This window comes from Paraburkholderia sp. Ac-20342, assembly GCF_017104985.1.
Taxonomy (GTDB): Bacteria; Pseudomonadota; Gammaproteobacteria; order Burkholderiales; family Burkholderiaceae; genus Paraburkholderia.
Genome location: NZ_JAAGPQ010000009.1, coordinates 34,932 through 55,241 on the forward strand (window position 1 = coordinate 34,932; position 20,310 = coordinate 55,241).

The window sequence follows — 20,310 nt, forward strand, 5'->3', positions numbered from 1 at the left end:
ATACGGAGTACTTGCACACGCCGTTCAAGTGGCCTATGCACCGACCGATGCGATTGCCAGATGCATCGGTTGCTCCGGCCGCAGGGTCAGGTTGATTACGGGCCGTGGCGGCGCCACGCCTTGCGGGACCGATAACGCGAAACGCTGCAGCAACATGGCGGCGATCACCGTCATCTCGCTCATTGCCAGATGCTGCCCCAGGCACACACGCGGCCCCACCCCAAACGGAATATATGCGCCGCGCGGCACTTCCGGCGCGTCGGACGCGAAACGCGCGGGCTGAAACGCTTGAGGATCAGGAAACCAGCGCGGGTCGTGATGCATCAGATGCACGGGGATCATGAACAGCGTTCGCGCGGGGAATGTCCAGTTGCCCAGTTGCACCGCACGCGTGGCACGACGGCTGATGAGCAGCGGCGCGACCGGATAAAGCCTCAGCGTCTCCTTGATCGTTTGCGCCAGATAACCAAGCGCCGGCAGCGTTTCAGCCGTGGGAGCGCGGCCTTGCAAGACGCGCTGAACTTCATCGCGCGCGGCGCATTGCGATGCCGGATTCGCGGCCATGCACCATACCCACCACACCAGTGTCGCGGCCGTGGTCTCGTGCCCGGCGAGAAAAATAGTCATGCACTCGTCGCGCACGTTTTGCAGCGACAACGCGGCCCCATCGTCGCCGGATTGCAGGAGACGAGTGAGCAGATCGTCCGGCCACGCATCACGAGGTAAATTCAGACGGCTTTGCAAATGCCGCTCGATCAGCGCCTTCAGACTCTTTAGCGCCTGCCGTTTCCTGCGCTTCCAGGGCATCCAGTCCGGCATGCTTGCCGGCCAGTAGAACTCCGCGTTGGCCGCCGCGCTCGTCACGCGTATGGCCTGCTCGGCCACGCGCACGTCCTCGCCGATGCTGCTCGAGAAGACCATCTGGAGAATCACCTCCATGGTCAGCATCGTGAGCGCGGTTTCTATTGGCCAGTTGGCGTCTTCGCCTGGCCATGTCGAGAATGCCTGCGTCGCGGCCTCGACGATCGTCGGCGAAAAACCTTGTACGGCTTTGGGAGAAAAACTGGGTACCAGCGCATGACGGCGGCTACGCCAGGCCTCTCCCTCGGAAGTCAGCACGCTATGCCCGTGTACCTGCGAAAAGACGCGAATGCCGCGCTCCCAGCGAACCAGCGCATCGTGATGGGACACGAGCAACTCGCGCGCGAGCTGCGGATCGGCCACGACCACATCATGTTCTCGCCAGAGGCGCAGATGCACGATGTCGCCATACTGCTTTTGCCACGTGGCCAAGGCACGCGGCAAATCGCGCGACATGGTGGCCAGCAGACGCAAACCCGTGAGACCGGCCGGTGGACCCGGCGGCCATGCTCCGGGTGAGCCGCCAGTGGACGTCACGGGCGACGGGTTCCGATGCAACGGGCATTGACGCGGAGATGGCGAGTTCATGATGTCGGGCGAGTTAGATAAGCATGGATTCGAACAATACAGTGGCTGTCCGAATCATGGACCTGTCGCCGCGCCAATGCTTGAACGCAAACGACATCGACAGTCTAATTCAGCTTACCTATACTGCGCGGCTATGAACGCAATGCCCTTGCCTATCCTTTCGACGTGTCCCGATCCGCGGGCACGAGCGCCATGGGTTTCGCAGGGCAACCGGCGTCCGCACACGCGCCTTCACCTCGCGCCGCCGGGTCTGCAAGGCGCGGTTATCGCCGTTCTCTGCCGCGACACGCGCGGCTTTGCCTTGAACGACGCGCAACGTCTGACGCATTTCCCCGCCACGCCTACGGTGAACCTGACGTGGTTCCAGGACGTCGAAGCGGGACGTATCGAGCAGACGGATAGCGGCCTTATCTGGCGTCCGTTCAATTCGGCGCTCGTGCTTTCGGGCAGCCATTCATATCCTTCCACGTGCTGGGCGCAAACGAGCGGCCGCGCCGGGATGATCTGCTTCGAGGCGCACGCCGCACAGGCGCTCTTCGACATCGAGCTGTCCGCGATCCAGGACGTGATCGTTGACGCAAAGGCGTTGCTCGGAGACGAGTGGCACGCGCTTTTCGATGAACTGCTGGCTTCGGACAGCGACGAGGCAGCACTTGCCGCACTCCAGCATCACCTCACGACGAGATGGCGCGTCGTCAACCGCGCCAGCCCGATTCTGCCGTCGCTGCGCGAAGCGGGCCGTTACTGGGTCAAGCGGCTTGCCTGGCAAGCTCATGAATGGCGGCGCTCTCATAGCCCACGTCACGTGGAGCGGCGTATCAAGGCGTATAGCGGGCGCTCGTTGCGCGAGTGGCAAGCGCTCGTCAAAACGGAAAGCGTGTTCTTCAATGCGCGTGCGCAATCCGAAGCCGGCCACGCACTGGATTGGGCGGCGATCGCGCACGACGAGGGCTTTGCCGACCAGGCTCATCTCAGCCGCGCCGTAAAACGCAGCACGGGTTTTTCTCCCAGCGAATTCGCCCGGCGATTCAAAGAGGACGAATCGTTCTGGGTGTACCGGTTGTGGGTGTGATCGATGGCGGATAAGTCAGGCGCGCCTTCAAGGCACCAAGCCCTGAGGCTCGTGAAGAATCCATTTTGCAAATGCCTGTAGCAGCACTTCACTCAACGCTATCGGTTAAGGAAGAACCCGGTAGAAATCACGGTGTCGGCTATCAGTCCGGCACCGCTTCGTATCGCGCAACGTCGTTGATGAGCGGCCCGCCCTGCACATAACACCCGCAGGCCCGAACCCACTCAGGATCCCCTCGCAGACCTCATTGAAATCGGTTTCAATTTTTCGATGAATCACTTTTTATCATTTTTCCTTCATTTTTTATCGTAAATACAGACATTTAGGTATATTCCCTAGTTCGTGACAATTTGGCGCTGAACCTCTTGATCACAAGTTATGAGACCGGTTACATTAACCGCAACGCCACATCTGCACAGGGAGAGACAATGTCCCCGGACATCACTCAGAATCGACAAGCTACGAAGCGCTGGTATCAAGAAATCACCAGCGCGCAGTGGCGTGTACTCGTCGCTGCGTGGGGAGACGGGGTCAACGACGCGCTCGACTTTCCCGCCATCACGTTCGTCCTGAAAGACGTCGCGAACACGTTCAATGTCGCCCTCTCCACAGCCTCCCTTCTGCTGCCGCGACCTATGGCGTGCGCTGGATAGGTGGGCTCACGTGCGGCGGCCTGAGCGACAGGATCGGCCGCAAGATCCCGCTGCTAATTACGCTTGCCTGGTTCACCGCCGGTGCGGCAGCCACCAGTCTGTCGTGGAATTTCGTCTCGCTCGCGGTATTTCGCCTGTGGCTCGGCTTCGGCACGACGCCCGGGTTCTCTCCAGGTAGCGCACAACGTAATGAGCTCTCTCAAGGTGACCGAGTGATGCCTGAACACACTGATGCTTCAACAACAGAGGCAATGGCCACGTTGTCCGAGTATCTGGAAATCGCTCTGGACGGAGATGGCAGTCTTTTTATGGTCCGAGAGCAGTTCGGCACCTTCGCCCTGTATGTCGGCAAAGCTGGCGTCGCGACCGGGACTTTGGTGGCATGCGGTTCGATATCAGGCGCCTTGGGCGAGGCGATTTTAGCGGCGACACAGTCGGGCGCCAACGTCCTGAATGGCCATGGCGTAACGTACAGATTCTTGCGGAGTTTCACGAAGCTGGGAAGTCGAGGCGCGGTCGTGTTGTCAACTTTTTAGGCATTGAGAGAGGTGGTTGCCGTCGGGGTCTCACAGCGGTTGTGGTGCAAATTCGGTGGGCGGGTGAGAAGCCGGCCGTCTCCCGGATATCTTGCTCTATCAGATTGTTCAGGTATTTCGAGGACCGCAATTTCGTTCGTCGGGGCAGTGACTCGTCGGTCTTCATTTCGCGGACGACTCGATGCGATGCCGCGCAGCCGTCCAGGGCAATCGTCGCAGGAGCACGCCCTTGAGTTTTGATCGCCTTCACAAAGAACACCTTGGCTGCAGCCACATCGCGCCTGGTACGGAGGCGGAAATCGATCGTCTTTCCCGCTCGGTCAACTGCGCGCTAAAGATAGGTCCATTTGCCACGGACCCTGACACAGGTTTCGTCAACGCGCCACGACTGACCGGCCGCTACGGCGAACCGATTCCAGCGTTTGACGAACTCCGGCGTGTAGCGCTTCACCCAGCGCATGATCGTCGTGCGGACCAGGGAAAGACCGCGTTCCGCCATCATTTCCGCGAGGAGATATCGAAAGCTCAGCTTGTAGCGCAAGTACTACCGCACGCAAAGGATAATCACTTCGCGGTCGAAATGACGTCAATTGAACAACCCGTCGATGTCTTTCAGCTTGCTCATCGGCTCGTGATCATCAAAAGGTTGAGGGTAACAGATCAGCGCATCGGAATTGCACCACAGACGCGGCGAGAAGCAAGCCAATACTTTCAAAAGGAGGAGATGTGATGCCTAAAAGGATGATCGCAATATTTGCGTGTGCGATGGCAGTTCAGGCTGCTTCGGGCGCTACCATGGTAAAGATTGACAATGGCGCGTTGCGTGGCGAAACAAATCAGGGAGTATCCGTTTTCAAAGGGATACCCTATGCTGCACCTCCGGTTGGCGAACTGAGGTGGCATTCGCCACGCCCGCCTGCGTCATGGCAGGGGGTGCGTGATGCAACGAAATTTGCGTCTAGTTGCGCGCAACCGCAGCGGAAGCCGTCAGATGCCATTCCCTGGACGGCGGAGTATCTATCTGACCCGCCATTTAGCGAGGACTGCCTTTATCTGAATGTCTGGACACCGAAGTTGAGCGCGCGGGCTAACCTGCCTGTGGTGGTTTGGATCCATGGAGGCGGATTTGCTCAAGGATCGGGCGAAGTCCCTCTTTATCGCGGGGATCAATTGGCCCGTCAAGGCGTGGTTGTCGTCTCGATAAACTATCGCTTAGGACTGTTCGGGTTCCTCGCACATCCTTCTCTTGATGCAGAGAACGATGGCGCGGGCGTTTTTGGATTGATGGATCAGGTCGCAGCACTTCGATGGGTGAAGTCCAACATTACGCGTTTTGGCGGCGATCCATCTCGGGTTACCGTCCAGGGCCAGTCAGCGGGTGCGATCTCCGTGCATCATCTCCTGGCGGCACCGTCTGCGGAGGGTCTCTTTTCAGGAGCTATCGCCGAGAGCAACTCGTGGTCGGACACTGAGTTGGTTCCGAAAGCGAATGCCGACGACTTGGGCTTGAAGCTTGCAGAATTGGCTAATGCTGCCGATGTAAAAGCACTGCGAGAGGTGCCGACCGACAAGTTGGTGGCCTTGCAAACCGACCCTCGATTGGGGAAGGGCGCACGTTTTCAACCTGCAGACGCAGGAGGTATCCCTTTTCGGGAAAAACTTGAGCGTTCTAATGTACCCGTTCTGTTAGGTTCCAATCAAGATGAAGCAAGCGCATTTAGTCCCGCCTGGATGATAGAAACTAAAGAAGCTTATCGGCGATTTCTCGACGAGCGCTATCAATCTCAGGCCAGTCAATTTTCTTTGCTCTATCCTGTCGGCAATGATGCGGATGCATCCGCGAAGGTTCGCGAATTGCTTGCAGATTCGTCAACTGCAGCCGTAGTTGCGTGGTCGGAAGGCCGGTCCGAGCATGCTGCACCCGCTTACGGCTACCGATTCGTCCACCCTGAACCCGGACCGCGAGCAGCGCGATTTGGTACATTCCATAGTAGCGAAATCCCTTACGTGTTCGCCACCCTGGATGTTGGAAACCGCCCGTTTACCGACAAGGATCGAACGATCTCGCATGTGATGCAGGCATATTGGGTTAACTTCATCAAAACCGGCAACCCAAACGGTGCGGGCCTGTTGCGCTGGCCACAACTCAACACCGGGAACTTCATGTTGTTTGGCGATCGCCAAACCGTCACCCCGCTGCTGGAACAAGCGCACCGGCAGGCGTTTCGCGCATGGTTGAGGAACGGAGGATCGATCGGGCTCTTCTGAATCCCCCTGGATCCGGCGCGCGCTTACGGACGCGCCCCCCTCCATATCCAACGAAAAGTAATCCCCCCTGCTTACCGCGGACGAATTGAAGCCGTCGCTCACAGCTGCGATGTTTCACCGACCGATAAGCCGTTTGTGACGGGGGAGTGCCCCCTTGCATGCTGAGCGGCGTGGGCGCGGAAATCGCGGACCGCCTGGGCGGCGAAGAGGATTCGGCGACGTGAAACCGGTGGGTCGGCGCGCTGGTTGGAATGCCGTTCTCGTTAGAGCGCGTTAGGCACTTCAGGCATGTTGCAATCGACCTGCGAGAGTGTGCCTCGCGCCGGTTACGACGGCTATAAACGCAAACGCGGCAGCAAAGTCCGCATCGCGGTAGATACATTGGACCAGTTGCTTGCAGTGCCTAACACGCTCTAACGACACGTTATTTCACGCAAGCGACTTTCGCCGACTGACTTCGCCATGCTCGTCAAGCCACAGTCGCTTTCGATAACGGCCGTGAAATTGATGATCTGCCTCAACCCTTCGCTCACGACTAACGCCGTCGCTGCTCCATTGATCCTCATCACGCCATGCCGCGCGGCCCGAGCGCCTTGGCCGGCTCGCAGCAATACAGGTCTCGCCTAAGCTTCGCACAGCAAGACCAGCGCCAGAATTCCGCCCTCTCCCGCCCGCCACCGGGCAACCGCTGCAAACCGCCATCGCCGCATCAACGCTACGGCAACGAAAACATCACAACACATATCCGCCGAGCCTGGGGTAAACGACCTGGGGTAAACGCCGCGTGAAAACCGGGGTGGATGAGGCCAATTGCTACTTGCATCCTGTTTTTGACCCACCTATATTGCAATACACCCATTAACTATTACTATGTAATAACAAATGAGCGAAGATATCCTGTTGTCCAATCACGGCCGCGTCGCGGTCATTACGCTGAATCGTCCCGACAAGCTGAACGCGTGGACCACGCCGATGCGCAACGCGATCATCGAAGCACTCGAGCGCTTCGACGACGACGACAACGTCGCCGCGATCATCATGACGGGCGCCGGCGATCGCGCGTTCTCGGCGGGGCAGGATCTGTCGGAAGCGCACGATTTCGACGGCGCGCGCGCGGTCGAATGGGTCAAGGAGTGGCAGCGCTACTACGCCGTGCTGCGCGGGCTGAAAAAGCCGCTGGTGATGGCGCTCAACGGCACGGCCGCCGGTTCCGCATTCCAGGTCGCACTGCTGGGCGACATCCGCGTCGGCCATCCGGGCGTGCGGATGGGGCAGCCGGAAATCAACGCGGGAATCGCCAGCACGACGGGCCCCTGGATCATGAACGCGATGCTCGGCATGTCGCGCACCATCGAGCTGACGCTCACGGGCCGTCTGATGGATGCGGAAGAGTGCCGGCACATCGGCCTCATTCATCACCTCGTCGCGCAAGACAAAGTATTCGAAAAGGCGCTGGAGATCGCCACCGAACTCGCCGCCAAACCGCCGGTCGCGATGCGCCTCGACAAGCAGCGCTTCCGCGAAATGACCGAGCCGGGCTTCCAGGACTGCATCGAAGCGGGTATTCGCATTCAGCGCGAGGCTTACGACTCGGGCGAACCCGCCCGCATGATGGAAGAGTTCTTCAGCAAGCGCGCGAAGTAAAGCCATCCGGCGCGGCAGGCAAGCCGCGCTCGCCACCCACCTCACCCAGTACCCAACCGACCCAGCCAGCGAACGGGAGACCTTAGCCATGACGCAGAACTTCAACGAAAAACGGCGCCGGATGTTGCAAGGAGCCGGCGCACTCGCGCTCGCCGGCACGCTGCCCGCGCTGGTGCGCGCCGACGACAAACAGATTGTCGTGTCCGATCCGGGCGGCCCGTACACCACGGCTTACCGCCAGGCGTTCTACGATCCGTTCGAAAAGGCGACGGGCATCAAGGTCGTGAGCGTGGCGCGCGAATCGCAGCCGGTCGCGCAATTCGAAGCGATGGTGAAGACGAACAACTACGTGTGGGACGTGACCACGCTGACGCTGTCCGCCGATATTCCGTACCTCGAAGCAAAAGGTCTGATGGAACCGATCGGCCTGAAGGCCTCGGACTTCCCCGACGTCATGCCCGAGGCGATTACGCCCGACTGGCTCGGCGTCGACGTGTATTCGACCGTGCTCGCGTATCGCGCCGACAAGTTCAAGGACAACGGCCCGAAATCCTGGGCCGACTTCTGGGACGTGAAGAAATTTCCCGGCCGCCGCTGCCTGCGCCGCAGTCCGCTCGACACGCTCGAACAGGCGCTGCTCGCCGACGGCGTGCCGCTCGACAAGCTCTATCCGCTCGACGTCGATCGCGCGTTCAAAAGTCTCGACAGGATCAAGCCGCATATCGCGATCTGGTGGACCTCGGGCGCGCAATCGATGCAGGCGATCCAGAGCGGCGACGTCGACATGATCTCGCTATGGAATGGCCGCGCACAATCCGCGAAGGACGCCGGCGCGCCGGTGACAATCGTCTGGAATCAGGGCCTCTATTCGATCGAGGGCTGGGGCATTCCGAAGGGCACGCCGCACGCGGAAATGGCCAAGCAGTTCGTGCGTTTCTGCGCGGATGCAAAACGCCAGGCCGTGCTCACGCAAACGCTCGCGTACGGTCCGACCAATCGTAAGTCATTCGAATCGATTCCCGCGCAGCGCGCCCCGCTCCTGCCGACCGCGCCCGACAACATCAAGACGATGAAGCTGCCTAGCCCGCAATGGTGGCAGGCCAATCGCCAGAAAGTCACCGAACGCTTCAACTCGTGGATCATTTCCTGACGCATTAAATGACGCACTAAACGCGAGGCATTGGCATGAGCGCAAAACTGGAAGCGATCGGGCTCGCGAAGCGTTACGGCGAAACCGTCGCGCTGGAGCCGACCGATCTCACCGTGCAAACGGGCGAGTTTCTGACGCTGCTGGGGCCGTCGGGCTCCGGCAAGACGACGCTCCTGCAGATGATCTCGGGGCTCGTCGCGCCGAGCGCGGGCCGCATCGAGATCGACGGGCGCGATGTCACGAGCGTCGAGCCAGGCAAGCGCGGCATCGGCATGGTGTTCCAGAGCTATGCGCTGTTTCCGCACATGAGCGTATGGGACAACGTCGCGTACGGCCTGCGCATGCGTAGCAAGTCGCGCGACGCAGTGCGCGAGGCCGTCGACGGTGCGCTCGCGATGGTACGCATGAGCGAGTTCGGCAAACGCTTTCCGAAGGAGCTCTCCGGCGGGCAACAGCAACGCATCGCGCTCGCCCGCTGCTTCGCCTACCGGCCCTCGGTGATTCTGCTCGACGAGCCGCTCGGCGCGCTCGACAAGAAATTGCGCGAGCATATGCAGGCCGAGATCCGTCGTCTGCACAAGGAGTTGGGCGCAACCTTCGTCTATGTCACGCACGACCAGGACGAAGCACTCACGCTCTCGGATCGCATCTGCCTGATGAACAACGCGAAGATCGAACAGATCGGTACGCCCGCGGACCTGTACGACCGGCCCTCGACGCGCTTCGCAGCCGGCTTCATCGGTCATTCGAACCTGCTGGAAGGCGCGCTCGCGCATGACACCGAAGCAGGCGGCGAGCCGATCCTGCTGGCGGCCGGCGCACGCATCCCCTTGCCGCGCACGACGCAGGTAGCGGCCGCGGCGCGGCACACGCTGCTGCTGCGTCCCGAGGCACTGGAGCTGGTCGAACCGAGCCGCGGCTTCGTCGATGGCCGCATCGACGACGTGGTGTTCTTCGGCAGCGATACGCATGTGCAACTGTCGCTGCCCGACGGCAGCGAACTGACCGCGCGCTGCGCACGTACGCTGAGCCCGCGCGTGGGCGACACGGTCGGGCTCACGTGGGACCCCTATCGCACGACGCTGCTGCACGCCTGATATAGGCCTGATATACGGTCGAGACCTCTTCGCCGCCAAGGACTTTTCATGACTCTCGCTCTACGCGCGAACCGTCCAGCCGACGCTTCGGGCCGCCGCGGCGCATGGCTCGCGGCATCGCTGCGCATTCTGCCGGCGGTGCCGACGCTGCTGTTCCTGCTGGTGTTTTTCATCGTGCCGGCAGGCGAGATCCTGCAAGGCGGGCTCGTGTCGAGCGACGGCTCGATCGGCTTCGCCCAGTTCGAGCGCATCGCACGCACGCCGGTCTACGCGAAAGTATTGTGGATCACGTTCGCGATCTCGTTTCTCACCGCCGCGTTTTCGATCGTGCTCGGCTATCCGGTCGCGTATCTGCTGAGCCGCGTGTCGAATCGCGTGCGCGAGCGCTGGCTGCTGTGGATCATGCTGCCGTTCTGGACCAGCTATCTCGTCAAGACCTACGCATGGATGCTGCTGCTCTCGAAGACGGGCGTGCTCTCGACTCTTGCGCTCGCACTCGGTCTGGTCCGCGAGACCAACGGCACGATTCCGTCGCTGACCGGCGTGCTGATCGGCATGGTGCATTCGATGCTGCCGCTCGCCGTGATGACGATGCTGCCGGTCATGCGCGGCATCGACGATCGTCTCGCACAGGCCGCCGAAACGCTTGGCGCGGAACGCAGCACGAGCTTTTTCACGGTGTTTCTGCCGCTGTCGTCTCCAGGCATCGCGGCGGCGGGACTGCTGGTGTTCATTTCCAGCCTTGGCTTTTTTATCGTGCCCACGTTGCTCGGTTCGCCGCGCGAAACGATGATCGCGCAACTGGTGATCTCTTCGGTACTCGAACTGTTCGACATGCACTTCGCGGGCGCGCTGTCGACAGTACTGCTGATCTGCTCGATCGCGATCTTCCTCGTCTATGACCGGGTGGTTGGCCTGACCTCGCTGACCGGCGAAGTCAGCGAGAAACAACGCGGCTCGCGCGCGCAGGGCCTGCGGCTCGCGGTGCTGATGTCGGCGGGCCGGCTCTTTGCGCCGCTCGTGCGGCGCCGCGGCGGATTGCAGCCGCCCACCGACGGCGTGCGCGTGTTCAGCCCGCTCGGCCTCTTCACGATGGCGATCCTGATCGTGCTGGTGGTGCCGGTACTCTCCGTGATGCCGTATGCGTTCACGAAGAGCGACTTCATTGCGTTTCCGCCAAAGCTTTTCAGCCTGCGCTGGTTCGGCTCGTTCCTCGGTTCGCCCGTGTGGCAAAGCGCGACGATCCGCTCGTTCGAAGTCGGCTTCGGCACGGCGGTACTCTCGCTCGCGCTTGGTTTCGGCGCGACGCTCGCGATGACGCGCCTGCCGCAACGCGCGACCAAGCCGCTCTTCGCGCTGCTCGTCGCACCGCTGATCGTGCCGCGCATCGTGGTCGCGGTCGGGCTGCTGTATCTGCTGAGCCGCTTCGGCCTGACGGGCACTAATACCGGCCTCATCATCGGTCATACGGTGCTGGCGATTCCCTACGTAGTGGTCACGCTCGCCGCCGGCTTCCAGCGTTTCGACTGGCGGCTCGACGATGCCGCGCGCGTGATGGGCGCCTCGCCATTGCAACGCATTCGCACCGTGCTGCTGCCGCTGCTGATGGCGAGCGTCACGGCGGCGTTTCTGTTCGCCTTCCTCGTGTCGTTCGACGACCTGACCATCGCGATCTTCGTGAGCGGCGGCATCAATACCACGCTGCCCAAGCAGATGTGGGACGACATTCAACTGGCGATCACGCCGACGCTCGCGGCGGTCTCGACCACACTGGTCGTGCTGATCGCGCTGGTGATCGCGGTGTCTTCATGGTTCAAGCGCCGCGCGCGCTGACGGATTCACGCTGACACGTTTATTTCCCGCTGCTTTTCGGCTTTCCAGAACGACAACATATGCATCGCTATCCGAATTATTTTCCGCATCGTCATCCCGACGACGAACTCGATTGCGTGCCGCTGCTCGTGGCCGGTCTCAGCGCCGATCCGCTCCGCACGTTCCTTCAATTCGACGAGCGCGCGATCACTTGCGGCGAGGCGGTCGCGCATATTGCGCAATGGCAGGCATGGTTCGAAGAACAGGGTGTCGTGCAAGGCGACCGCGTGGCCGTGATGCTCGGCAACTCCGCCGAACACATCTATCTGATCTACGCGCTGATGCTTAGCGGCATCGTGTGGGTGCCGGTGAATACGCGGCTGCGCGCGGCTGGCCTCGAATACGTATTGCAACACGCGGAGCCGAAACTCTTCATGATCGACGCCGAGTTCGACGCGCTCAGCGCGAACCTCGATTACGCGGGCGCGCGCCGTGTGCGGCTACCCTCGTTCGACGGCACGGCCGCGCCGCGCTCGCTTGCGACACCCGCCATCGGCATTCACGATCCGCTCTGCATCATCTATACGTCGGGCACGACGGGCGCGCCCAAAGGCGTTGTCTTCACGCACCGGATGATGCGTATTGCGAGCGAAGCCGTATTGCGCGTGGCCGACGTGCGTGCGAGCGACCGGCTCTTCATGTGGGAGCCGCTGTGCCACATCGGCGGTGCGCAGATGCTGCTCGTGCCGTTCCTGCTGCCGGTGAGCCTGCATGTCGTGGCGCGTTTTTCGGCCTCGCAGTTCTGGCCGCAAGTCGCGCGCGCGGGCGCGACGCAGTTGCATTATCTCGGCGGCATGCTCGATATCCTGATGCAACTGCCGCCAGGCAGCGAGCCCCACGACCACACGCTACGCGTCGCATGGGGCGCGGGCATCGCGGCATCGGCGTGGCAGGCGATCGAACAACGCTTCGGCGTGCGGTTGCGCGAGTGCTACGGCATGACCGAATGCTCGAGCTTCGCGACGCTCAACTCTACCGGCAAGCCCGGTTCGATCGGCCAGGCGCTGCCGTGGTTCGATCTCGAACTGCTCGACGAGCAGGGGCGCGCGGTCGCGCCCGGCAAACCGGGCGAAATCGTGCTGACCAGCAAGGTGGAAGGCGCGCTGCTACCGATGTATCTGAAGAACGACGAGGCGACACACAGCGCGTTGCGCGACGGCAAGCTGCATACCGGCGACCACGCGCGTCGCGATGCGGACGGCGACCTGTTCTTCATCGGACGACGCACGGACAGCATGCGGGTGCGCGGCGAGAACGTATCGGCATGGGAAATCGAGCGGATTTTCGCGGCGCATCCGGCGGTGCGGGCGAGCGCAGCAATCGGCGTGGCATCGTCCGTCGGCGAACAGGACATTCTGCTGAACGTGCAGTTCAAGGACCACGCGGTGCCATGGGAGTCGCTGCATGCATGGGCCAGCGAACGGCTCGCGAGTTTTCAGTTGCCGCGCTATTACCGCGCGGTCGCGCAGTTCGAGCTGACTGCGAGCGAGCGCATTCGCAAGCACCTGCTGTCGCGCGAGGTGGACGACGCGTGGGACCGTCTGCGGCATTGACGCGTGCGGAGCGGGAGAAAAGCAAACTTATCGCTATCAGATAGCTTGATAGCGGTATGCAATAATGGGAGCGTCTGCAACATCGGTTACCGATCGTGAGTCCTGCCCAGCCCAAACCCGCGCGCAAACGTGCCGCATCCGGCGCCACGTCCGGCACCGCACGTGGCGCCCCAAAAGTAGACGACCCGAGCGAATCGTCACTGTACGTGCAATCCGTCGAAAAGGCGATGAAGGTGCTGACCGCGTTCGACGGCAGCAAGCGACAACTGTCGCTTTCCGAAATCGCCGCGCTAACCGGTTTCGACATGAGCGCGACGCAGCGCTTCACGTTCACGCTCGCGGCGCTCGGCTACCTGCTCAAAGACCCGGACAGCCGCAAATACGAATTGTCGCCGAAACTGGTGGACTTTACGTACCACTATCTGATTTCGAACGAACTGGTGAGCCGCGCGACGCCGTATCTCCAGCAACTCGGCTCGGAGACGGAAGAAGCGACCAACCTGACGGTGCTCGACGACACCGATATCGTGTTCGTGCTGCGCATCGTCAGCCGCAACGTATTCAATGCTCACGTGATTACCGGCTCGCGGCTGCCGGCCTACTGCACGGCGCCCGGTCTCGCGATTCTCGCGACCTTGCAGGACGGCGAGGTCGACGACATCCTCTCGCGCACGAATCTCGTTGCGTTCACGTCGTCCACCGTGTATCAGCCGCGCAAGATCAAGGAGCGTTTGACGCAGATTCGCAAGCAGGGTTATGCGCATACGGAAGACGAGTACTTTGTCGCGGATATCTCCACGGCGGCGGCCGTGACCAACGCGCATGGCCGGGGGATCGGTGCGGTCAATATCGCCGTGGCGCGTTCGCGCTGGCAGGCGGATCGCGACGAGAAGCGATTTGCGGATCTGGTGATTTCGACGGCTTCCGCGATATCGACTCGCCGGCGGGTGGAGCAGGTGTAGGGGGTGGGGGGGTTACGTCGATCGCTGGAAGAACGGTTTTCGGGCCAAAACACCAGCCGCGTCCCAGCCTGATCGACGGCAAATTGAAAGATTATTCGCAGTGAACGAAGACTAAAGAAGAAAGAGAAAAAGTCGTTATTGATCGATATTCGTTCGTGTTTTCCGACATCGCACTCACGTGTCAGCAAACACGAACGCCATCGTGAGTGACATCCCTGCCGGCGAACCGGATCATCGTATGTGCTGCGACGACGGTTCCACTTGCGGTAGTCTCGTTGCCGTTTAGTATCTGAGAGCATTCTGTAGATCACATGCGATAGCGACTCAACGTCTTCTCGCGAATGCAGCTCTTGTCATTTCCAATCGCAGCCGCCCTTGTCAGTCGAAGCATCAGGGTTGAGTCCAAATTCTACCTTTTTACCGCTTTTTTTGTTGGTATAGACCATCGATGGAACCATGGTCCCCTGGCTCACCATCTGATACTCGCCGGTGATCTGTTTCCCATAGATTTCGATCCATGTTGTCGTGGCTTCATCTGGAACATCCTCGCCCATCTTTTTCCCAGTCGATTCTGCAAGTACCAGGGGAATAGACTGTTTTGCATTCTGGTACTCGACGTATCCCCACGACAACTTGCTGGAAGAATCGTAGTACGTTCCCATTTCAAAATTTATCGATTTGGCCCCTCCAGAACTAAAGCAAAACGTGTCGTGACTGATTTCCGCGTGCCCTATGGCAGGCAAAAAAAGAAAAGAAATCACAAAGCATAGACTCTTCATATAGCCCTCTATTTTTAAGGTTTTTGCAATTCAAGGGACGCGGTTATCGTGTGTTGCGTCGAATAGAATTTCGTTTTGATTTTCGGATGAGGTGGGTTGCCGATCATTACAACATGTGGCGGATGTCCAGTCGTTTCCGGAACAGGATTTCCATGCTCATCCAGAACAGGTTCTTTTGCGCTATTACGTCGCCATACGAAAGTCAGAGGAATCGAGTTACCCGGAAATACGTCGTCGAGCAATACCTTTCGCATGTAAAGAATAGCCTGAAGTCTGACATCGTAGCCATTCAGGTTCTCTATGCTTACGTGCCCGTTTACATCCCCGCTGACCACGGCCGCATCATTCTGAGTGACGCCCGCATCCATGTGGCCAAGCATACCAGCGCGATTGGCCACGTAGAAGCAGGAACTGTCTACACAATTATCGCAATTGTGGTCGCCTTCGTTATTTCGCGCAATCAAGGCGTTTGGGTCCCAGCCAATTGCGGAAAATTGAGCCGGCGCATTACCGGTTGGAAATTTTCTGAATTTTCCGTATGCTTCGTAATTTTCCTTAAGCGTCAACTGGATCAGGCCGCGTCCGTAGTACGGGTTATAGTGCTTATGCTCCCCACCAATTTCCTTAACGCTATGAAGATTGCCTGTCTCGGGCACGACGTGAGCAAAGAAATGGGCCAAGCGCTGGCGCGTGGCTGACACACCATATTTTCTGGTTCCCTTGTTGAACGGTAAAACCCATTCATGGGCACGGCTATTCGCAGTACTCCATCTAGTGGTCGTCTGCGCGAACTGCGTTCCCTGCAGGTATAGCCACTTAGGTGGAAAACACCTTGCCATTTCCTCCTGGCTGAGCCAACCGCATCTCCTAAACGTCCTGATGAACTCAAGCGGATGAAAGAACCATAGTTTTTCACTGGAAATTCCGGTTTTATCCCAAAACTGGAATTTCTCGAGAAGCTGCAAAAAATCGTGATAGCCGTCTGGATTAGTCTGCTGCTTACCGTAAAAGCCGTCAGGATCATTCAGTCGTTTATAGCGTTCGGAATTGCCCGTCTTGTCCCATTCGGTGGGCGCTTCACATATGAATCCCCGGAGCTTCGATCTGACATCATCGTGCCCCAAAACATACTGGCACAACCCGTCCTCGTCGACGTACTCTTTGGAATCGAGCGCCACAGGTGCCGCATCAGCCAAAATCTTGTTCAGTTGATCGACGTCACACATGCCGTCATCGCTATACGGCGAAGTTTCTTCACTGATTTTCTGCCAGCCGGCGACGAAAGAGAAATCTGCGTCCGACAACTTGACGATATTGCTCGGATTGATGTCGATGTACCCTTCCCTATCTTGCGAAAACGCAATACGCATCCATGTCGAACCTGCGTACAACTGGTTGGTCAATTGTGCGGTACTGCTCAGCGACTCGGTCGAACTGGTCGTCGACGTGTCGGTAGCAGCAACCGGCGGAGTCGGATCATCGGACAGAATCCGACCGAAACGTAGCTGTTCGTAGCCGTTATTGGGATTGTTATCGTACAACTTGATTGCGCGGTGAATCATTCCGTATTCGAAGGAATTTTCCTCGACGGACTGCGACGTGAGCAGCGTGCGCGTGCCATCTTGAGCAACGCTCCACGTTTTGACGTATCTGTTTCCTCTATGGAAGTAAGCTTCAACGTGCAGAGGTGTGTCATTGGTTCCATCTTGCAACGGTACAAACTTGATCGTGTTCAGAGTGTGAGTCGTTGGATTGGCACCATCGGGCAATTTCTTGAAATTCTGGCCTGCGGGGATAACAAAATAAGTGTGCCCCCAGCAGTCATTTCCTACTGCTGTCGTGGGCTGCGCATTGCCCAGCTTTGTATTTCGGAAATAGTCCTTGAAATCATTCTGTAACATAAATATTTCGAAATGAATATGCCGCTGGCCATGACAAGCGCCTGGTACGCCGAGGACATCTTTCCGGTACACCTTCAATGAGCTATTGCCAGCCGCCCCTTCGTCGGGCGTGGCACTCTGGAGAAAACCGGGCAAGCTTTGGAGAACAGAGGTCGCTCCAGCATCGGCATAGCTGTCCAAGTCTAATAGATGCATATAAAGCGAGTAAAAGGTGATCGACCGTCCATCACCCGTCTCAGTGCGATGCTTCAGAAGTACGAAACCAGTGTTGCTATCAAGCGCACCCGAACCGCCATCGATGGCTTTCTGCGAAATGCGATAGGCAACGACTTCTCCGTCAGCAATCGCACGTACCGGGTCGCCTTTGTTTGCAGGCATCAGATGGATACCCGTATGCCAACGCCGGTCAAACGCAATTGGGTAGACGCCGTGCGCGAGCTCGAATTCATTCACAGCAGTCATCATCGGATCATCATCGTCATCCGGACCGTGCCCGTTGTTGACACCTGTGGGCAGGAAAGGGGGGCTGATAATCATCGTTGTTATCGAGACAGGTTATAGATATTGCTGATCTTCAGATTGCCTTGGGGAAGTGCAGGAAGAGGAGTATCAACGCTCGCGGGGCCCTCGAACGAATGCGAAGCCGCCTTGACCGTGAATTTTCCCGGACAGACAATCTCTACGTTGCCACTTTCAATTGTGATGCTGGCACCACCACTGGTCACCACCACTTTTTTGCTTGCTGCAATTAGCACATCTTGATCCGCGCTCGTTACACGCAATTGCTTCTCCGCGATCAAATCCATCCCGTCGCTTTGCGCCTGTATTTCGACTTTCCCTTGGGCGGCGAAGAGTTTCATGCCCGCATTCTGGACAAACAGACTGATCTTTTCAGCAACACTGGCGATCAGAGACTTCCCGGAAGCAATGTGCGTATTTTGTCCACTTACCAGATTTAGATGCTGATCAGTAGTAATACGCGTGGACTTCTCGGAGGAGATGCCAACACCCGCAGGGCTGCTTAGCAGGATCAATGGCTCTTGAAGTGCACCCGCGCTACCGGTTCCGCCTCCAGCCGTCTTTCCGCCTGACGACTCGCCCGATACGGTGTGCTTTGCGGCTGCCGAGTATTGACGAAGCGAGTCAACCTCTGCTTGCAGATCTTCGGCCTTTCGTTGTTTGGCCGCATCGGAAAGGCCTTTCGTTACGCTTTCGGCTCGTGATAGCTGTTGCTGCGTGCTCGATGTATCAAACGGCTGGCTTCCGGTGGACGTGCTGTGCGTAGTGACATGCAGCCCCTTGTTTGCTCTCAGCGCGCCGTAAGAATCGGTTCTTAGGTCGAAGCCCGATCCCAGATACGAACCCCGGGTGTTACCGCTCTGATTGACCAGATACCCGAGGTGCAACAGGCTGTTGCTCGAACTGCTGAATAGTTTCGCCCGATTCTGTCCCGTTGCATCATCAAGCACCATTTCGTTATAACCGGAGCCTGAGTACTCCTTCGAACGAAAGCCCGACAAAATGCCGTTACCGTGCCACTGCGGCTGAACATTTCCGTTGTAGACGCGGTGCAAGACAACTGGCTTGTCACAATCTCCGCCTACGTAGCCAATCAGTACTTCTTCGCCGATGCGGGGTACGTGGACGCTTCCGTAACCCCCGCCTGTATCGGACTGTGCAACACGGACCCAGCAGGAAGCGCTCGCATCTCCACTGTTCTGGCGATCCCAGATGAACAGGACCTTTACGCGGTTCAGTTCGTCCGTATAGACCTCCTCACCCTGAGGGCCGACAACGATTGCCGTCTCCAAGTGCATCGACGGTTTTTTGTGTTCGAACGGACTGCGATATGGAACGGTTACGCGCTGGGCTTCTACCTCAACAATGTAGAAGCCAGTCGAACCATCCGGATGCGTGACGCTGGCAGCAGCATTGCTGGTGTACTCAGTTTTCGCGAGCGCCAGTTCTTTCTGGAGACAATGGGGAAAAGTTGCTTCGTGTGTCGACGCCGGGAGATTGTTCTCGATATACCGGCGTACGTGGATTGTCGCAAACTCACGCTGGCTCGCCTGATCGCGATCATGCTCGGGGTGATTGCTCAAAACGAAGCGCCGCCCGGCGTCGATTGCTCTTACGCTTCCCGCGGCGAAAAATCGCTTGGCCCGCGATTCCCATTCTTCCAGATGCATCTTCGAAAGATGCTCCCCCCGGTCTTGAGCCTGATACGTATAGGCGCCCGTGTATTCGTATATCTCCGCTTGTTCTGGGAGATCGCCTTGACCAGACATCGTCGGCAGAGTGGTGCCTTTGGGATTCGCAACCGAAGACGGAGCCTTATAGTCGAAAGTACGCGTAGTGTGGACGGTGCTCTGTAGCGTCCGCATGCCAGACCATTGCGTGAACGCATCGGCTTCACTGCCGGTTCCCGATCGCGAGAATGGAATCGGATTTGTTGCCACTTCGTCAAGGGCGTAAATGTTGTCCGTCACAACAAATATATGGGATTTGCCGTCTTCTGTCTGGCGCCAGAAGCCGAACAGACCCTCTTCCTCCATCAGGCGCTGGACAAAGTTCCAGTCGGTTTCGCTCTGACGGCAGTACGAACGCTGGAGCAATGGGTTTTGAATCGAGAACTGGAATTGTCCCTGCGCCTGCGGATGCATGTTGAATACATCGGTAATAATGGCGTCCGCACTCTTGTCCTGCCAGTAACGCATATCACTGCGAAAACGCAGAAAATGCATCCACGATGCATAAGTGACCTGATAGCCACTGTAACTGCCATCGGCGCCAAGTCTGCGCGCAGTGTGGATGTATCCGTTGATGGGGAGATATGATTTGTCCGATTGCTGAATCCACAACGTCATCGGTTTCGCGATGAGCGTCTTGAGCTCGATGTCGCCGGCGGTTGATACCATATCGACCGTTACACTAAAATCGCGACCGATTTCTGAATACGTCACTGCACGACGCGGCACGAGCGCGTTGTCCGGCAGCGTAGGAATATCCGCCTTGATCAGACGATCCTGCTGGACCAGTCCATCACGGATGATCTGGAGCAGATCAGTTGGGTTCATGGATTTGCCTTCCCTGTATGCGCGGGCTGCTGACGTGCTTTCGCAATATGGCTCCCATTATAATTCGACAGCATAATCATCCGATTTTAGATCTTGCGATACGATCGCCTCAATCGCGATATATCCAGTGAATTTATGCGAATCGCATCTGCATGAAACAGAAATACATCGGTGACGAAATCGGGGAGTCTTCGCACATAGCGATTGGATGCCCGCCTCGATGAAAATCCGTCCGTAGGCCACGCCAAATTTTGCGATGCCCAACGACTCGGCGGAGTGGCGAGCAGAGGTCAACAT

The 20,310-nt window shown here is 58.6% G+C and carries 13 protein-coding genes and 3 pseudogenes; 11 read left to right on the top strand and 5 right to left on the bottom strand.

Annotation, left to right across the window (positions count from 1 at the left end):
- Window positions 1–33: 33 nt before the first annotated feature.
- The gene (locus G3N58_RS05130) at window positions 34–1,398 is read right to left on the bottom strand and encodes a cytochrome P450 (protein WP_346777770.1); all 1,365 of its coding nucleotides are present in this window, start codon (window positions 1,396–1,398) and stop codon (window positions 34–36) included.
- Window positions 1,399–1,582: 184 nt separating this feature from the next.
- On the opposite strand from G3N58_RS05130, the gene G3N58_RS05135 reads away from it, so the two are divergent.
- The 3 genes from G3N58_RS05135 to G3N58_RS33990 all read left to right on the top strand — a co-directional run bounded on the left by G3N58_RS05135 (window position 1,583) and on the right by G3N58_RS33990 (window position 3,710).
- Window positions 1,583–2,521: a helix-turn-helix domain-containing protein gene (locus G3N58_RS05135; protein ID WP_167048180.1), complete on the top strand. Its 939-nt coding sequence runs from the start codon at window positions 1,583–1,585 to the stop codon at window positions 2,519–2,521.
- A gap of 428 nt (window positions 2,522–2,949) precedes the next feature.
- On the top strand, window positions 2,950–3,174 hold the full coding sequence (locus tag G3N58_RS33985) for a hypothetical protein (RefSeq protein ID WP_240162946.1): 225 nt from the start codon (window positions 2,950–2,952) through the stop codon (window positions 3,172–3,174).
- Window positions 3,162–3,710: a hypothetical protein gene (locus G3N58_RS33990; protein WP_346778240.1), complete on the top strand. Its 549-nt coding sequence runs from the start codon at window positions 3,162–3,164 to the stop codon at window positions 3,708–3,710. Before G3N58_RS33985 ends, G3N58_RS33990 begins: the two co-directional genes overlap by 13 nt.
- 82 nt (window positions 3,711–3,792) lie before the next feature.
- On the opposite strand, the pseudogene G3N58_RS05150 reads toward G3N58_RS33990, so the two are convergent.
- Window positions 3,793–4,278 (bottom strand): annotated as a pseudogene (locus G3N58_RS05150) (IS6 family transposase); the annotation flags it as partial.
- A gap of 161 nt (window positions 4,279–4,439) precedes the next feature.
- On the opposite strand from G3N58_RS05150, the gene G3N58_RS05155 reads away from it, so the two are divergent.
- The 8 genes and pseudogenes from G3N58_RS05155 to G3N58_RS05185 form a co-directional block, all read left to right on the top strand.
- Window positions 4,440–5,978, top strand: coding sequence for a carboxylesterase family protein (locus G3N58_RS05155; protein WP_205998657.1), 1,539 nt, complete (start codon window positions 4,440–4,442; stop codon window positions 5,976–5,978).
- 291 nt (window positions 5,979–6,269) lie between these two features.
- Window positions 6,270–6,362 (top strand): annotated as a pseudogene (locus tag G3N58_RS33995) (IS5/IS1182 family transposase); the annotation flags it as partial.
- Window positions 6,363–6,860: 498 nt separating this feature from the next.
- Entirely contained in the window at window positions 6,861–7,622 is a 762-nt protein-coding gene (locus G3N58_RS05160) for an enoyl-CoA hydratase/isomerase family protein (protein WP_167048174.1), read from the top strand.
- An 88-nt stretch (window positions 7,623–7,710) separates the two neighbouring features.
- Window positions 7,711–8,772, top strand: coding sequence for an ABC transporter substrate-binding protein (locus G3N58_RS05165; RefSeq protein WP_167285551.1), 1,062 nt, complete (start codon window positions 7,711–7,713; stop codon window positions 8,770–8,772).
- Between the two features lie 35 nt (window positions 8,773–8,807).
- Window positions 8,808–9,869 carry an ABC transporter ATP-binding protein gene (locus G3N58_RS05170; protein WP_205998658.1) on the top strand — a complete coding sequence of 354 codons (1,062 nt, stop codon included), beginning with the start codon at window positions 8,808–8,810 and terminating at the stop codon, window positions 9,867–9,869.
- Between the two features lie 48 nt (window positions 9,870–9,917).
- A complete protein-coding gene (locus tag G3N58_RS05175; protein WP_167285552.1) occupies window positions 9,918–11,702 on the top strand; it encodes an ABC transporter permease subunit in 1,785 nt (594 codons plus the stop codon).
- A 59-nt stretch (window positions 11,703–11,761) separates the two neighbouring features.
- Window positions 11,762–13,294 (top strand): AMP-binding protein, encoded by a 1,533-nt coding sequence (locus G3N58_RS05180; RefSeq protein WP_205998659.1) that lies wholly within the window; start codon window positions 11,762–11,764, stop codon window positions 13,292–13,294.
- Window positions 13,295–13,476: 182 nt separating this feature from the next.
- A pseudogene (locus tag G3N58_RS05185) lies at window positions 13,477–14,256 on the top strand (IclR family transcriptional regulator); the annotation flags it as partial.
- A gap of 353 nt (window positions 14,257–14,609) precedes the next feature.
- On the opposite strand, the gene G3N58_RS05190 reads toward G3N58_RS05185, so the two are convergent.
- Genes G3N58_RS05190 through G3N58_RS05200 form a run of 3 tightly spaced genes read right to left on the bottom strand, consistent with a single transcriptional unit; the run spans window position 14,610 to window position 20,013 of the window.
- The gene (locus G3N58_RS05190; RefSeq protein WP_205998660.1) at window positions 14,610–15,035 is read right to left on the bottom strand and encodes a hypothetical protein; all 426 of its coding nucleotides are present in this window, start codon (window positions 15,033–15,035) and stop codon (window positions 14,610–14,612) included.
- A 14-nt stretch (window positions 15,036–15,049) separates the two neighbouring features.
- Window positions 15,050–17,473 (bottom strand): M23 family metallopeptidase, encoded by a 2,424-nt coding sequence (locus tag G3N58_RS05195; protein ID WP_205998661.1) that lies wholly within the window; start codon window positions 17,471–17,473, stop codon window positions 15,050–15,052.
- 5 nt (window positions 17,474–17,478) lie between these two features.
- Window positions 17,479–20,013 (bottom strand): type VI secretion system Vgr family protein, encoded by a 2,535-nt coding sequence (locus G3N58_RS05200; protein ID WP_205998662.1) that lies wholly within the window; start codon window positions 20,011–20,013, stop codon window positions 17,479–17,481.
- Window positions 20,014–20,310: the final 297 nt, after the last annotated feature.